Origin of the sequence: Pseudomonas sp. R32 (assembly GCF_009866705.1) — a bacterium.
Taxonomy (GTDB): domain Bacteria; phylum Pseudomonadota; class Gammaproteobacteria; order Pseudomonadales; family Pseudomonadaceae; genus Aquipseudomonas; species Aquipseudomonas donghuensis.
This window is the reverse complement of the sequence record NZ_CP019396.1, coordinates 1974554-1989513: the sequence shown is the minus strand read 5'-3', so window position 1 is coordinate 1989513 and position 14960 is coordinate 1974554. Positions and strand designations below refer to the sequence as shown.

At 64.8% G+C, this 14960-nt stretch carries 16 protein-coding genes and 1 pseudogene; 5 read left to right on the top strand and 12 right to left on the bottom strand.

Translation table 11 applies throughout. The features are described from left to right. The first annotated feature begins 7 nt into the window (after positions 1 to 7). Positions 8 to 442: a YqaA family protein gene (locus tag PspR32_RS09120; protein ID WP_010226557.1), complete on the top strand. Its 435-nt coding sequence runs from the start codon at positions 8 to 10 to the stop codon at positions 440 to 442. Here the strand turns inward: PspR32_RS09120 and PspR32_RS09115 are convergent. The 6 genes from PspR32_RS09115 to PspR32_RS09090 form a co-directional block, all read right to left on the bottom strand. After that, on the bottom strand, positions 439 to 1023 hold the full coding sequence (locus PspR32_RS09115; RefSeq protein ID WP_159388337.1) for a DinB family protein: 585 nt from the start codon (positions 1021 to 1023) through the stop codon (positions 439 to 441). The two genes, PspR32_RS09120 and PspR32_RS09115, sit on opposite strands and share 4 nt — an antisense overlap. A 10-nt stretch (positions 1024 to 1033) precedes the next feature. Continuing rightward, positions 1034 to 2152 carry a cell division protein ZapE gene (zapE, locus tag PspR32_RS09110; RefSeq protein WP_159388336.1) on the bottom strand — a complete coding sequence of 373 codons (1119 nt, stop codon included), beginning with the start codon at positions 2150 to 2152 and terminating at the stop codon, positions 1034 to 1036. 189 nt (positions 2153 to 2341) lie between these two features. Continuing rightward, the gene (locus tag PspR32_RS09105; protein ID WP_159388335.1) at positions 2342 to 3490 is read right to left on the bottom strand and encodes a PQQ-dependent sugar dehydrogenase; all 1149 of its coding nucleotides are present in this window, start codon (positions 3488 to 3490) and stop codon (positions 2342 to 2344) included. 30 nt (positions 3491 to 3520) lie between these two features. Beyond that, a complete protein-coding gene (locus tag PspR32_RS09100) occupies positions 3521 to 3841 on the bottom strand; it encodes a hypothetical protein (protein WP_100782865.1) in 321 nt (106 codons plus the stop codon). A 125-nt stretch (positions 3842 to 3966) separates the two neighbouring features. Continuing rightward, on the bottom strand, positions 3967 to 4926 hold the full coding sequence (gene speB, locus PspR32_RS09095) for an agmatinase (RefSeq protein ID WP_100782864.1): 960 nt from the start codon (positions 4924 to 4926) through the stop codon (positions 3967 to 3969). 21 nt (positions 4927 to 4947) lie between these two features. Then, on the bottom strand, positions 4948 to 6027 hold the full coding sequence (locus PspR32_RS09090) for an extracellular solute-binding protein (protein WP_010226569.1): 1080 nt from the start codon (positions 6025 to 6027) through the stop codon (positions 4948 to 4950). Between the two features lie 100 nt (positions 6028 to 6127). Here PspR32_RS09090 and PspR32_RS09085 point away from each other — a divergent pair, with 100 nt between their 5' ends. After that, on the top strand, positions 6128 to 7018 hold the full coding sequence (locus PspR32_RS09085) for a LysR family transcriptional regulator (protein WP_159388334.1): 891 nt from the start codon (positions 6128 to 6130) through the stop codon (positions 7016 to 7018). A 1-nt stretch (position 7019) separates the two neighbouring features. On the opposite strand, the gene PspR32_RS09080 is transcribed toward PspR32_RS09085, so the two are convergent. The 3 genes and pseudogenes from PspR32_RS09080 to PspR32_RS09070 form a co-directional block, all read right to left on the bottom strand. After that, positions 7020 to 9455 (bottom strand): TonB-dependent siderophore receptor, encoded by a 2436-nt coding sequence (locus tag PspR32_RS09080; RefSeq protein ID WP_159388333.1) that lies wholly within the window; start codon positions 9453 to 9455, stop codon positions 7020 to 7022. A 199-nt stretch (positions 9456 to 9654) separates the two neighbouring features. Next, positions 9655 to 10530, bottom strand: coding sequence for a FecR family protein (locus PspR32_RS09075; RefSeq protein ID WP_026001517.1), 876 nt, complete (start codon positions 10528 to 10530; stop codon positions 9655 to 9657). A gap of 4 nt (positions 10531 to 10534) precedes the next feature. Then, positions 10535 to 11041: pseudogene (locus tag PspR32_RS09070) on the bottom strand (RNA polymerase sigma factor); the annotation flags it as partial. 135 nt (positions 11042 to 11176) lie between these two features. On the opposite strand from PspR32_RS09070, the gene PspR32_RS09065 reads away from it, so the two are divergent. Then, complete coding sequence (locus PspR32_RS09065) at positions 11177 to 11653, top strand: LEA type 2 family protein (RefSeq protein WP_159388332.1); 477 nt, start codon at positions 11177 to 11179, stop codon at positions 11651 to 11653. 3 nt (positions 11654 to 11656) lie between these two features. Here the strand turns inward: PspR32_RS09065 and PspR32_RS09060 are convergent, their stop codons facing one another. Then, on the bottom strand, positions 11657 to 12586 hold the full coding sequence (locus PspR32_RS09060) for a carbon-nitrogen hydrolase family protein (protein ID WP_010226576.1): 930 nt from the start codon (positions 12584 to 12586) through the stop codon (positions 11657 to 11659). Between the two features lie 87 nt (positions 12587 to 12673). Between PspR32_RS09060 and PspR32_RS09055 the strand changes: the two genes are divergently transcribed. Beyond that, positions 12674 to 13582 (top strand): LysR family transcriptional regulator, encoded by a 909-nt coding sequence (locus tag PspR32_RS09055; RefSeq protein WP_159388331.1) that lies wholly within the window; start codon positions 12674 to 12676, stop codon positions 13580 to 13582. Positions 13583 to 13585: 3 nt separating this feature from the next. On the opposite strand, the gene PspR32_RS09050 is transcribed toward PspR32_RS09055, so the two are convergent. Beyond that, on the bottom strand, positions 13586 to 13840 hold the full coding sequence (locus PspR32_RS09050) for a hypothetical protein (RefSeq protein ID WP_010226580.1): 255 nt from the start codon (positions 13838 to 13840) through the stop codon (positions 13586 to 13588). Positions 13841 to 13970: 130 nt separating this feature from the next. Here PspR32_RS09050 and PspR32_RS09045 point away from each other — a divergent pair, with 130 nt between their 5' ends. Next, a complete protein-coding gene (locus PspR32_RS09045) occupies positions 13971 to 14291 on the top strand; it encodes a DUF883 family protein (RefSeq protein WP_036994490.1) in 321 nt (106 codons plus the stop codon). A gap of 54 nt (positions 14292 to 14345) precedes the next feature. Here PspR32_RS09045 and PspR32_RS09040 read toward each other — a convergent pair whose 3' ends face one another. Continuing rightward, positions 14346 to 14960 carry a response regulator transcription factor gene (locus tag PspR32_RS09040; protein WP_010226584.1) on the bottom strand — a complete coding sequence of 205 codons (615 nt, stop codon included), beginning with the start codon at positions 14958 to 14960 and terminating at the stop codon, positions 14346 to 14348.

The window sequence follows — 14960 nt, the reverse complement described above, 5'->3', positions numbered from 1 at the left end:
GGCCCTGATGCTCAGTTACTGGGCGCTGTTTCTCAGCGCCTTCGGCGCCGCGACCTTGCTGCCGCTGCAATCGGAAGCCGTGCTGGTCGGCCTGCTGCTGCGCGAGCCCGAGGCGCTGGTCAGCCTGCTGCTGATCGCCACCGCCGGTAATGTCCTCGGTTCAATCGTCAACTGGCTGCTGGGCCGTGGCATCGAACACCTGCGTGACAAGCGCTGGTTTGCGTTCAAGCCCGAGCAGCTGGAAAAGGCCCAGCAACGCTACCAGCGCTACGGCCAGTGGTCCCTGCTGCTGAGCTGGATGCCGGTGATCGGCGACCCCCTGACGCTGATTGCCGGGATCATGCGCGAGCCGTTCTGGCGCTTTGTCATGCTCGTCACTGTCGCCAAAGCCGGCCGTTACCTGGTCCTGGCGCTGCTGACCCTGGGCTGGATGCAGCACTAGCGCCCCCAGATCTGCGCCTCGGTCCAGCCCAGCTCGGCGAAGTCCTGGGCGCGCAGGTGCGCTTCATCCTCACAAAAAAACTCGTCCAACTGCGGCGGTCGCACCGAGGTGTCGTACAGCAACGCGTGCACCTGGCCACGGTGGTGGATCTGGTGCTCGAACAGGTGCGACAGCAGGCGCAGGCGTTGCTCGCGCTGCACCCAGTCGGGGCGCACGATGTTCACGTAGCGGTGTAACTGGTCGTCACGCAACTGGCGGCAGTAGGCGATCAGCCGGTGGTCGGCCTGCACCTGCTCGGCGTGCAGCTCCAGGCAGGTGGCATAGGGTTCCTCGGGCTCGAAGAAGCGCTGGCTGTCCGGGTCGGGCGCTTCGCCGCGCTGCTCGCACTCCAGGGCCTGCAGGTAAAACCAGTCGACGGTGAGGATGTGGTTGAGGGTGGCCTTGATCGACGGGAAGAAACTCGCCCGCGGGGCGACGAACTCATCCTGGCTCAGTTGCCTGCAGGCCTTGTACACCCTGTGGTTGGCCCAGCCATTCTGGTAGGCCATGGTCAGCAGGTGATGCGAGAGAGGCTCGGTCATGATCGATTCCTCAGCAGAAGCGTTGCAGTTGCATCTCCCGCAAGCGGCTGAGCGTACGCCGGAACGGGAACTCCAGATACCCTTGAGTGTAGAGCGCTTCAAGCGCTACTTCGGCTTCCAGGTACAAGGCGATGCGCCGGTCATAGCATTCATCGACCAGGGCGATGAAGCGCCGTACGCTGTCGTCATGCACCGACAGTTGCGGCAGTTCGCGGTCCCCGGCCACCACCCGCTGGGCGCCGTCTTCGGTGCCGCGGGCAATCTTCGCCGGGCGCTGGCGGGCGCCGAGGGCCGGCACCTCGCCCAGCAGGATGGCCTGGAAACTGTCGCACAAGGCCATGAAATCCATGGCGGCAAAGGGTTGCTCACAGAGGTCGGCGTAGCGACACCAGAGCACGCTGTCGCAGCGTTGCACCACGTTCAAGCTGCGCGAGCCGATCTGCAGCGGCTGGCCAGCGCTCGCTTGATCACCACGCAACTGGGCGAAGACCTGCTCAAGGGCACTGGGCCGGCCGTTGTCGCGTACCCAGTAGCGTTGCTGCGCCGCGCCCGGATGCAGGCGATGGTCCTGCTCCCCTGCTACGGCGACCACCTGCATATGCTGCTCGATGGCGGCAATCGCCGGCAGGAAGCGCTCGCGGTTGAAACCGTCGCTGTAGAGCTGCTCGGGCGGCTGGTTGGACGTGGCCACGATCACCACCCCTGCCTCGAACAGGACCTGGAACAGACCACCGAGAATGATCGCATCGCCGATGTCATTGACGAACAGCTCGTCAAAACACAGCACGCGGATCTCTTCGGCCAGGGACAAGGCCAGGGCCCGCAACGGCTCGGCCGTGCCGTTGAGCTGGAACAGGCGTTGATGCACCCAGCGCATGAAGTGGTGAAAGTGCTGGCGCCGGGCCGGTACCTGCAGGCAGGCGTGGAACTGATCCATGAGCCAGGTCTTGCCGCGCCCGACCGGCCCCCAGAGGTAGACCCCCTGCGGGGTCTCGCCACGCTGCAGGGCCGCGAAGCAGGTTTGCAGGGCGCTGGCGGCCTGCAACTGGGCCGGGTCGCTGACAAAGCCCTGGCTGGCTATGGCCTGCTGGTAGAGGGTCAGTGGGGACTGTTCGGTGAAGCAGGACATGCGTGGCGTCCATCGCAAAAGGGGGCATTCTGCGGCTGCAGCGCAGTATGGGGCAAGCCTGCATCCTGTGGGCGCTGGCTTGCCAGCGATGGGGCCAGTACAGCCTGCACATCAGCAGGCGCCTGGATTACGACCGCTGCGCGCTCGATCTCAGGCAAGCCAGCTCCCACAGGGTTCGGGCAAACCGTTCTACAAATCCAGCCCGACTTTGAGCAAAGCCCCATCACGCTCATCGGTCAGCAGATACAGGTATCCATCCGGCCCCACCCGCACATCACGAATGCGCGCCTTGAGCTGACCCAGCAGGCGCTCCTCATGCACCACCTTGTCACCCTTGAGCTCCAGGCGAATCAGCTCCTGGGCCGCCAGCGCGCCGATGAACAGGCTGTGATCCCAGGGTTTGAAACGCGGGTTGTCGTAAAACGCCATGCCGCTGATGGCCGGGGACTTTTCCCAGACATGGTGCGGGTCGACCATGCCATCGACGTGCTCGCCCTTGGCCTCCGGAATCGGCATCAGCGAATAGTTGATGCCGTGGGTGGCGATCGGCCAGCCATAGTTCTTGCCGGGTTTGGGGATGTTGATTTCATCGCCGCCACGGGGCCCGTGCTCGTGGGTCCACAGCTCGCCGGTCCAGGGGTTGAGCGCTGCGCCCTGCTGGTTGCGGTGGCCGAACGACCAGATTTCCGGGCGCACGTTGTCGCGACCGACAAACGGGTTGTCCTTGGGCACCGTACCATCCGGCAGGATGCGCACCACCTTGCCTTGCAGTTTGTCCAGGTCCTGCGAGGTCGGCCGCTGGTTGTTCTCGCCCAGGGCAATGAACAGGTAGCCATCACGGTCGAACACCAGGCGCGAGCCGAAATGGTTGCCGCTGGAGAGCTTGGGTTGCTGGCGGAAGATCACGTTGAAGTCTTCAAGCTTGGCGTTGTCGCGGGACAAGCGCCCGCGGCCCACCGCGGTGCCGGCCGTGCCGCCGTCCCCGCCACCTTCGGCATAGGACAGGTAGACCATGCGGTCCTGCTTGAAGGTCGGCGACAGCAGCACATCGAGCAAGCCGCCCTGGCCCTCGGCCCACACCTCGGGGACTCCGCCCAGAGGGGGCCCGACCTTGCCTTCGGGGCTGACCATGCGCAGGTTGCCGGCCCGCTCGCTCACCAGGATGCCCTGGCCGTCCGGCAAGAACGCCATGGCCCAGGGATTGCGCAGGCCCTCGGCGAGGGTGCTGACCTTGACGCTGCCCTCCTCGCTGTTGAAATCGCGCTCGGGCGCGGCATGGGCCAGCAGCGGCAACAGCGCCGCGGTCATCAGGGTGGGTAGCCAGGTGCGTGGGGACATCAGCGATTCCTTCCAGGGAGGGCCTGTGACTCAGGGCGTACGCGCAGGTTCGCGCGGCGGCCGGCTGGGCTCCAGGCGCGGGGTGGTCTGTTCGCGGCGGATGTTCTCGCCATTGCCGATACCGCGGTTCTCCAGGGTCGGCGGGCGCGGATTGGGCTGGGTCGAAGGGCCGCGCACGGGCGGCGTGGCTGGCACGCTGCCCTGGCGGCTGTTGGGATTGGCGCGCATGATCGGGCTGTTGTAGGGGTTGTTGCTGCTGGCCGCCAGCTGCAACGGCCCGGCAGCGGGCGCCGCCTGCAGCGGCGAGCTCAAGAGCAGGGCCATTGCCAGGCCCGACAGGGATCGGTTCACGCTATTCACCTCCGGCACCACGCGGCGCCGAAAACCAGCGCGCCCAAGCGTTGGATAGCCTAAGGCGCGACAGGTTCGCCGGGAAACCTCAATTTGCCCCGCAGGTGATTCATTTTGTTACCGGATCAGCCATCGACCTTATGCCGGGCGGCATACAGGCAGAGCATCTCCATGGCCAGGGTCGCGCCGGCCAGGGCGGTGATATCGGCATGATCGTAGGCCGGCGCGACTTCCACCAGGTCCATGCCCACCAGATTGATACCGCGCAGCCCGCCGAGGATTTCCAGGGCCTGCACCGTGGTCAGACCGCCACACACCGGAGTGCCGGTACCTGGGGCATACGCAGGGTCCAGGCAGTCAATGTCAAAGGTCAGGTACACCGGCTGATCGCCGACCCGCTGGCGGATCGCCTCGATGATCGCCTGGGTACCGCGTTGATGCACCTGACGGGCGTCGAGCACGGCAAAGCCCTGGGTCTCGTCATTGGTGGTGCGCAGGCCGATCTGCACCGAGCGCGCCGGGTCCACCAGGCCTTCGCGGGCGGCATGCCAGAACATGGTGCCGTGATCGACACGCTGGCCCTCCTCGTCCGGCCAGGTGTCGCTGTGGGCATCGAAGTGGATCAGCGCCAGCGGCCCGTGCTTGCGAGCATGAGCCTTGAGCAACGGGTAGCTGATGAAGTGATCACCGCCCAGGGTGAGCATGGCACAGCCGGCTTCGAGCATCTGCTCGGCATGGGCCTGGATGCTGTGCGGCACGGTATGCGGGCTGCCGTAATCGAAGTTGCAGTCGCCGTAGTCGATCACGGCCAGGTGATCGAACGGGTCGAACTCCCACGGCCAGTGCCGGGCCCAGGCCTGCTGCACCGATGCGGCCCGAATCGCCCGTGGCCCGAAGCGCGCGCCCGGGCGGTTGCTGGTGGCGGTGTCGAATGGCACGCCGCTGACCACCACATCGACACCGCGCAGGTCGCGGCTGTAGCGACGGCGGGAGAAACTGGTGATACCGGCAAAGGTGTTTTCGGCGATGGTGCCGTACAGGCTGTCGCGGGTGATGGCCTGGTCGTTGTCGGGGGCGAGGTCCATGGTCGGGCTCCTGGTCTGTTGTTACTGGCGGCTACGGAAGGTGGTCCACAGGCGGGTGCGCTGGCGCATGTCGGCCAGGCTCATGCTGCGGTCGGCAAACAGCCGCGCGCGCACTTCGGCCGAGGGGTAGATGTCCGGGTCGCTGCGCACCGCCTCGTCCACCAGGGGCGTGGCCGCCTGGTTGGCATTGGCGAAGAACAGCGTGTTGGTCAACGGCGCCACCGAGTCGGGACGCAACATGAAGGCGATGAAGGCGCGGGCGGCGTCCGGGTGCGGGGCGTCCTTGGGCATGACCAGGTTGTCCTGCCAGATCAGCGTGCCTTCGCGGGGAATGCGATAGATCACCTGGTACGGCTTGCCGGCCTTTTGCGCCTGATCGGCAGCCATGGCGGCATCACCGTTGTAGGTCAGGGCCAGGCACACGCTGCCGTTGGCCAGGTCGTTGATCTGCCGGCCGTTGGCGACATAGCTGATCGATGGCTGCAATTGCTTGAGCAGCGCCTGGGCGGCCGCCAGGTCGTTTTTGTCGCGACTGTAGGGATCCTTGCCCAGGTAATTCAAGGCTACGCCAATCACCTCCTGGGGCGAGTCGGACATGGCAATCCCGCAATCCTTGAGCTTGCTGGCGTACTCGGGCTTGAACAGCAGGTCGAGGCTGTCCAGCGGTGCATCGCCCAGCCGCTGGCGCACCGCTTCAAGGTTCATGCCCAGGCCCAGGGTGCCCCAGGTGTAAGGCACGGCGTACCGGTTACCGGGGTCAACCTCGGCGAGCTTGGCCAGCAGGTCCTGGTCGAGGTTGCTGTAACCGGGCATGGCCTGGGCTTGTAGCGGCTGCAAGGCGCCTGCGGCCAGGGCGCGGGCCAGCAGGCTGGCGGACGGCACGACAACGTCATAACCACTGCCACCGGTGAGCAACCTGGTTTCCAGCACTTCGGTGGTGTCGAAGGTGTCGTAGCGCACCTTGTAGCCGGTTTCCTGCTCGAAACGCTGCAAGGTCTCGGGGGCGACGTAATCGGCCCAGCTGTACAGGTTGAGGACTTTTTCCTCGGCCTGCACCGGCAAGGCCAAAGCCAGGGACAACAACCACAGGGATGTACGCATGTCGGGCACCTTTGTCAGTGGATGCCGCCAGCATGCCTGCCGGGTTACATTACTAAAATGGCAAGTCAATTAACCTGACATTCATCAGGAGCAATGTTTGATGTTGGGACAACTGCACGACCTCGACCTGCACCTGCTGCGGCTGTTCGTCACTGTAGTCGAGGCCGGTGGCTTCAGCGCCGCCCAGGGCGTGCTGGGCCTGAGCCAGCCGAGTATCAGCCAGCAGATGGCGCGCCTGGAAACCCGCCTGGGGTATCGCTTGTGCAGTCGCGGCAAGGGCGGCTTTGGCCTGACCGCCAAGGGTGAAGTGCTGCTCAAGGCCACCCGCGAACTGCTGGTGCAGATCGACGCGTTTCGCCATCAGGCCAATGGCGTGGCTGGGCGTTTGCTCGGCGAGGTGCGTATCGGCATTTCCGAAGCCCAGGAGAGCACCGTGACCTTGCGCCTGGCGCGGGCCATCGAGCGTTTTCGCCAGCGTGACGAGTCGGTGCGCCTGGAGCTGGTCAGCGCCATGCCGGCAGACCTTGAGCGCCAGCTTTTGCAGCAGCGCCTGGACCTGGCCATCGGCTATTTTTCCGGCAAGCAGGCAGCGTTCGATTACACCCCGTTATTCGAGGAAAACCAGCGCCTGTATTGCGCCAGCCATCATCCGCTGGCTGGCCAGCTTGACGTGAGCCTGGAGGCGCTGCAACAGGCCGACCAGGTCGAACACCCCTACCGTTTCCAGAGTCGCCAGGAGCCCTTTGACGGCACCAGTGGCACCGCTCGTTCCGAACAGGTTGAGGGCGCGCTGACCTTCATCCTCTCCGGCCGGCACATCGGTTACCTGCCCTGCCACTATGCCGCCCCCTGGGTCGCGCGTGGCCTGCTGCAGGGCCTGGACCCGGCGCTGGATTTCGCCGTGCCGTTCGTGCTGGTGCGCCACCGCGCCCAGGTGCCCAGCGATGCCCAGCAGGCCTTTGCCGCCGACCTGTTGGCCGCCTTCGCCTGACTCAGTAGGCCAGCGACCAGGTCAGGGTGTAGGTGCGGCCACGGCCTTGATAATCGTAGAGGTAGGCCGGGCCATAGGTCGGCGAGTAGAACAGCGTCGCACGCTGGCCCCAGACGGTGCTGTACTGCTTGTCGAGCAGGTTCTGGATACCGGCGCTGAAGGTCCCGAAACCAGTGTCCTGGCTACCCAGCAGGTCGAAGGTGGTGTAGCCGCTGATCTTGTGCTCGGCATCGTCCTTGAGGGTGAAGGCGTGGTTGGCCTGCAAGCGGGCACTTTGGCCATCGCCCTTCCAGCCAACGAAGGCGGTGGACTTGGACAGCGAAGCATAACGGGCATCGCGCTTGATCCAGTCGCCCTCCTTGTCTTGCTCTTCCGAGCGCACCAGGTGCAGGGTGCTGCCGGCTTCCCAGCCGCTTTCGAAGTGGCGGGTCAGCGCGCCTTCAAAACCGAAGTCACGGCTTTTCTGGTCTTCGACGTTGATGGTCAAAGTGGCCATGTCGGTGGTGATGATCTTGTCCGACCAGATGTAGTACACCGCCGCCTGGGCATCCCAGTCCAGGTCGGCGTAGCGCCAGCCCAGTTCCACCTGGCGGCTCTTGATCCCGGCCAGCGGGTTGTCTTCAACGTTCAGGCCAGGCTTGCCGTAGTACTTGGCCGGGTCTGGCAGGTCGAAACCTTCGCCGTAGTTGCTCCAGAGCTGGTGACCGTTCTTGAAGTCGTAGATGGCGCCAAGGTTGAACAGGTTGACCTGGTAGTCGTTGTTACCGCCGGGGACGTTCTTGAAGTCGCCGACATCGACGTCCATCTGCTGGCGACGGGCGCCGCCGGAAACGCTCAGGTTGTCGGTTGCCTTCCAGTCCAGCTGGGTGTAGGCCGAGAGGCCATCGACCCGGTAGCTGGGGTAGCGCGCCGCCTTGCTGGCTTGATCCAGGTCCAGACCGCCGCTTGCGGAGGAGGTCCGGGCATCGAAGGTGGTCTGCTCGGCGTTGAAGCGCTCGCGGTCCAGGTCCACGCCGTAGGTCAGCTTGAGGCTGTCCCACTGCTTGGCAAACAGCGCCTTGAGGCTGCTGACCTCGAAGTTCTGCTGCGAGGCGGCAAAGTACACGCCCTTGGAACCTGCCGGCTTGCCGGCGTTGTAATACGGGAACGGATAGAAGTTGTCGTCTTCCTTGCGGTACGAGGCCTGCAGGTAGAAGTCCTGGCCGAGCACATCGCTGTGGTGGTAATTGGCGTTGAACAGCAGGCGCTTGGTGCGCGGCTCAAGGTCGGTTGAGTAACCACCGCGCAGCTCGGCGTCTTCCAGGTCCGAAGGGCCGTTGTAGTTGAGGTTGGGGAAGTAGATACCGGTGCTGCCATGGTTGCCCGAGTCGTAGTACTGGGCCAGCAGGTCGAGGCTCTGCTCGTCGTTGAGCCTAAGACCCAGGCTGCCGAGCACGTCGATGGTGCGGTTGTACTGCAAGTCGGTCTGGGTGTTGTCAATGAAGATCTGCTCGCCGGCGCCATCGTAGAACGCCTCGTTCTGCTCGGCGGATACGCCCAGGCGCGCATTGATACGCTCGTTGCCGCCGCTGATCGACTGGGCGATGCGGGTCGACAGGTCGTCGCTGTTGTTGAAGCCGCTGCTGGCGCCCAACCGGGTTTCAAAGCGCGCCGCGCCCGCCTCGCCCTTCTTGGTGACGATGTTGATGATCCCGCCGGTGGCGCCGCCGCCGTAGAGGGCGCTGGCGCCGGAGAGCACCTCGACGCGCTCGACGTTGAACGGCGAGATGCTGTCGAACTGGCGCGACAGGCCACGTGAGCTGTTCTGGCTGACGCCGTCGATCATCACCAGCACGTTGCGCCCGCGCATGTTCTGGCCGTAGTTGGTCCGCCCTTCCGGCGCCAGGTCCAGGCCCGGGACCAGCTTGCCGATGGCTTCCTTGAGGCTGACGCCGCTGTCGATCTGCTCGCGCAGTTGCTGCTGGTCGACCACCCAGACGGTACCGGGGATTTCACTGATCGAGGTGCTGGTACGCGAGGCGACGCTGACTTCGATAGGCTTGAGGCTGACACTTGGCGCCGCCGCGCTCTTGCGCAGAATCACCGTGTTCTGCTCGCTGAACTGCCAGCTCATGCCGCTGCCGGCCAGCAGGCTTTGCAGGGCCTGGGCGATGCTGTAGTGCCCCTTGAGTGCCGGGCTTTGGCGGCCGGCCACGTCCTGGCTGGTGAACAGCAAATGCAGGCCGGCCTGGTCGGCGAAGGCCGTCAGGGCCTGGTCGAGGTTCTGCGCTGGCAGGTCCAGGGATACTTCACGTTCCTGCTGGGTGCCGGCAGCTTTTAGCACTTCGCCGGCGTGCACCTGCAGGGTGCCGAGCAACGCGGCAACGGCGGTCGAGGCCAACAGGGCATGTTTGAAATAACCGGTGCAACGGGCGATTGGCTTGAGCGGACCCTTCACTGTTTTCTTCCAGGCAAATGGTTGTAAATGAGAATGGATTGCTGATCAGTCTCACTACGACGATTGGGCGGGGAAGAACTTGCAGTGGGAATTTGAAAATATTTTTTGCGCAGTTACGACCCTATCGCTGGCAAGCCAGCTCCCACAGGTACGGTGCATGCAATACCTGTGGGAGCTGGCTTGCCAGCGATGAGGCCCGTCAGTACACCACCGCCAGCCAAGGCAGGTAGGTAACTTTCAGCGCATAGCGCTGCTCCAGGGTGCGCAACAACCCTTCAGGGTCATTCAGGTCAAACACCCCGCTGACCTGCAGCGCCGCCAGCTGCTGGTCAGACAGCACGATGCGCCCGTGCTGATAGCGTTCAAGCTCGGCCAACACTTCCCGCAGCGGCTTGCCGTTGAAGATCAACTTGCCGCGCTGCCAGGCAGTTTGCGCGCGAGCATCGGGCGAGGTTTCCAGCCACTGCCCGCCGACCCGCGCCTGCCCCTGGGCAACCACCACGCGGTTGCGCACACCGTCACGGCGCACGCTGAATACCGCCGCACTGCCCTGCACGGGTTCAGCCCCGGCATCGACCACGAACGGCCGTGGATCGGCGGCCGGTTCGAACAAGGCCTCACCGGCCTTGAGCACAACGCGACGCTCGCCACTGCTGAAGTCCACCGACAAGGCACTGCCACTATTGAGCGTGACCTGCGAGCCATCGACCAGGGTGATCCGCTGCTGCTGGCCAACCCCGGTGTGGTAGTCGGCAAGCAAGGCCGGCGCCTGTTGCAGGCCGCCGTATCCGAGCAGCGCCAGCACCAGCGAGGCGGCAAGTTTCGAGCCCCAGCGCCGCCGGCCTGGCGCCGTCACCGTGACCTCAGCCGCCGCTCGGGTCTGCCCGAGGTCCGCCCACAACGCCTCGGCTTCACTCGCGGCCTCGGCATGAGCCGGGCTCAGCGCGCACCAGCGCCGGTAGCGTTGTTGGTCGCTGGCGCTGGCGTTGCCCGAATGCAGCAGCACCTGCCAGTCGAGGGCATCATCGGACAAATCGCTGATCGGCTGCGGCGCGGGCATATGAGCATCAGTCATGATTGTGTTTGAGCCAGTCGCGGCAATGGCGCAGGGCCTGGCCGATGTATTTTGCCACCATGCTCTCGGAAACGCCCAGCCGTTGTGCGATCTGCGCCTGGGTCAGGCCTTCGACGCGGTTGAGCAACAAGGCCTGACGGGCGTTGGGCGACAGTTGCAGCAAGGCTTCATCGAGCTGCTCCAGGCGTTCACTGGCCAGCAACGCCGCCTCCGGCGCTGGCGCCGGGCACGGCACCTGGCGCGCCACTTCGCTGTCGTCGAGACTGCTGCTCATGCGTTGCTCGCGGCGCAGGGTATCGATCGCCAGGTTGCCGGCCACGCGAAAGATGAAACGGCGTGCATGCAGCACCGGCAGGTCCTGCTGCTCGATCTTCACCAGTTTCAGGTAGGTTTCCTGGGCGACGTCGGCGGCCCGCTGCCGATCGCTCATACGCCGGGTCAGGAACTGCAACAGGTCATCGTAATGTTCCTGGAAGCTCGCTAGCAGCCCGGACACGGGAGACGTCAACATGAAGGACTCGATGGGCCAGTAAGAGAAATTATCGGGCGTTAATGAGAACAAGTATCTTTCATAACTCACACTACTTTCAACGCCGCTGTGCATTTGCCACACTCGGGGCTGTTCTCCTGTTCTGGAGCTGTGCCCGTGACCCGATGCCTACGCTTGTGCCTGGCCCTGTTGTTGATCGGCGGCCTGAATGCCTGCGCCCTGTTCCAGCCCCGCGACCCGGTGAACATCAGCGTGATTGGTATCGATCCCCTGCCCGGCCAGGACCTGGAACTGCGCATGGCGGTGAAGATCCGCGTGCAGAACCCCAATGAAACCGCGATCGACTACAACGGCATCGCCCTTAACCTTGAGGTCAATGGCCAGCCGTTGGCGGCAGGCGTCAGCGACCAAAGCGGTCGCATCGGCCGCTTCAGCGAAGGCGTGCTGGTGGTGCCAGTGAGCATCACCGCGTTCTCGGTGCTGCGCCAGGCCGTGGGCCTGAGCCACGTGCGCAGCCTCGATGGCCTGCCGTACACCGTGCGCGGCAAGCTGGCCGGCGGCGCGTTCGGTACCCGGCGCTTCAGCGACAGTGGCCGGCTCAACCTGCCGCAACCGGCCAGTGCGCCCTGGTAACCCTCAATCCTGATTGATAAAGCGCACGCCGGGTTTGCTGCGCTCATCCACGCTCAGTTCGAAGATATCCGGCCGTGCATAGTGGCCGACGACGTCGAAGTCATAGCGGGCGCGCACCAGCTCTGCGGTGTCGATCTGGGCACACAGCAGACCGCGCTCACCGACCAATGGCCCGGCCAGCACTTCACCCAGCGGCCCGACGATCACGCTGCCCCCGGCAATCAGCTGGCGCTCGCCCGGCCAGTCGGCGACCTCGATGCCCAGCGCGTTGGGCGAGTCCTGCACCTGGCAGGCACTGATCACGAAGCAACGGCCTTCGGCAGCAATATGGCGCATGCTCATCTGCCACAGCTCGCGCTCGTCCACCGTCGGTGCACACCAGAGCTCCACGCCCTTGGCGTACATCGCCGTGCGCAGCAACGGCATGTAGTTTTCCCAGCACACCGCGGCGCCGATGCGCCCGGCACGACCTTCGATCACCGGCAGGGTCGAGCCGTCGCCACGGCCCCAGATCAGCCGCTCGGTGCCGGTGGGCATCAGCTTGCGGTGCACCGCCACCAGGCCCTGCTCGGGCTCGAAGAACAGCACGCTGCAATACAGGGTATGGCCGCTGCGCTCGATCACCCCGAGCACCAGGCTGGCGCCGGTGCGCGCCGACAAGCCAGCGAGGGCGTCGGTCTCGCTGCCGGGCACCTCGATGGCATTGGCAAAGTAGCGGGCGAAGGCTTCGCGGCCTTCGGGCAGGCGGTAGCCCAGGCGCGTGCCGAAGATCTCACCTTTGGGGTAACCCCCCAGCAGCGCTTCGGGCATCACCACCAGGCTGGCGCCCGCCTCACTGATGGCCTGCTCGTAGGCAAGGATCTGTTCCAGGGTATGGGCTTTGCCTTCAGGCGATGAACCGATCTGCAAGGCGGCGACGACGGACGTGGTCATTAGCGGGTGCTCCGGATGGGCGATGGGTGTTGCAGATTGTCGGCGCCGGGCCAATCATGAATAAAGCCCACTTCGTTTCTGAATGATATGAATCCTGCGAATATCACCGATATCGACCTCAACCTGCTCAAGGTCTTCGAAGCCCTGCATGACGAAGTCAGCGCCAGCCGCGCCGCCGTGCGCCTGGGCTTGACCCAGTCGGCCGTCAGCGCCGCGTTACGGCGTTTGCGCGAGGTGTATGGCGACCCGCTGTTCATGCGCACCGGGCGCGGCCTGGCGCCGACCCTGCGTGCCAACCAGCTCAAGCCGCTGATCAGCGAAGCGCTGAACAAATGCCGGCAAAGCCTGGCCCTGCTCGACCCGCAGGCCGAACAGTTCGAAGGCCGGGCGGTGACCCTGGGCTTGTCCGATGATTTCGAGGTCGCCTACGGCCGGGCCCTGATCGAGCAGGTGCAACGGCTGGCGCCGGGCCTGCGCCTGATCTTTCGCCAGACCCACAGCCAGATTGTCGCCCGCGCGTTACTGGATCGCAGCCTTGATCTGGCGCTGACCTCGGGCGGGTTTTCCGCCCGCCTGCTCAGCCGCCGGGTGCTCGATGAAGGGGATTACCTGTGCCTGGTCGATCCGCATAGCCTGATGCCCGGGCAACGCGGCTTAAGCCTGGAAGCGTTCGTGGCGCGCGAGCAGATCCTGGTGTCGTCGGGAGGCTTCATCGGTATCGTCGACGAAGCGTTGGCCGAGCTGGGCTTGAGTCGCCGGGTGGCGGCCTCGACCAGCCATTTTGCCGCCCTGGCCTATCTGCTCAAAGGCAGCGAGCGCCTGGCCACCCTGCCCGGCCATGCCGCCCGGGCCATTGCCGACACCGCTGGCCTGGTGGTGCTGCCTTGCCCGCTGGCCTTGCCGCAGTATCCGGTGGAACTGGGCTGGCGCACCGGCGGGCAACCGGACCCGGCGCTGGAGAAGGTGCGTGAAGCGGTACTGGCGGTGTTTGCCTGAAGCTTACTTGGCGGCGGCCATCAGCTTGTTGACTTCACTGCGGACCATATTGGCGTATTCGGGCGGCGACATGCCGTCCAGCTCTGCCCGTACCCATTCAGCCCATTTGCCCTTGCGCCGCGGCTTCTCGGCGATCAGCCGGGCGGCATCGGCCTTGGCCTTGCCCAGGTTGGTCTGCCAGAGCTCGAACAGTCGTGCTTTCTCGTCCTCGATCTGCGCCCGTTCGGCGAAGCTCTTGTTGGCCAGATTGAAACTCATGAGGGGTGTCCTGCCGCTGGAAAATAGGCGCTATCTTACACTGTAGCCGCCAGCGCTCGGCAAACCGCTGCAACTTTCCATGCCCGCTGGCATCCACTGTTCAATGCCATCAACTGACGAGGAAGCGCTCATGGCCAGGAGAACCACCGTGCAAAACGATGCCGAGCAAATCAAGGATCAGGCGTTCAGCGAACTGCAAGCGTTGATCGAAGAATCGGAAAAATTGCTCAGCGACAGCGCAGCGCTAGTTGGCGAAGAAGCCGAAACCCTGCGCGCCCAGGTCGGGCTGAAATTGAAGCAGGCCCGCAAGGCGGTCAACGGCGTGCGTAGCAAGGCGCGGCCGGTGGTGGATGCCACCGAGGACTACATCGGCGGCCATCCGTGGCAGACGGTGGCGATTTCGGCGGGGTTTGGCCTAGTGGTCGGTTTGCTGCTGGGGCGCAGGCCTTAAAAGCATCGCAGGTCCGGCTCGCTCCTGTGGGAGCGGGCTTGCCCCGCGATCAATTCAACGCAAGTTCAACGGCTGCACCAACCCACAGGCGATCGCCATCCCCACCAGCGCCGGCAAGTGCTCGGCCTGCATGCGCTTCATCACCCGCGAGCGATACAGGTCGACCGTCTTGACGCTGACCTCGAGCTGCTCGGCAATTTCCCGATTGGTATAGCCCTGCACCAGCGGCAGGAGCACGTCCCGCTCACGGGGCGTGAGGCTATCGATGCGCGCCTGCACGGCCTCCAGCGGCCCGGCATGGCGCGCTCGCCCGAGGGCATCCTGAACGCTGTCGAGCAGCAACTGATCGTTGTAGGGCTTTTCGATGAAATCGCAGGCCCCGGCCTTGAAGGCCCGCACCACGATCGGCACATCGGCATGGCCGCTGACGAAGATCACCGGCAAATCGATACCGCGGGCGCGTAACGCTTCCTGCACACTCAGGCCGCCCATGCCCGGCATGCGTACATCCAGCAGCACACAGGCCGGCAAGTCACCGTCGCAGGCGTCGAGAAACGCCTGGCCGCTGGTGAACGGCAGCGCTTGCAAGCCCACCGATTCGAGCAGCCACACGGTCGAATCGAGCATGCCCTGATCGTCATCGACTACATACACCCGCGGTTCCTGCAT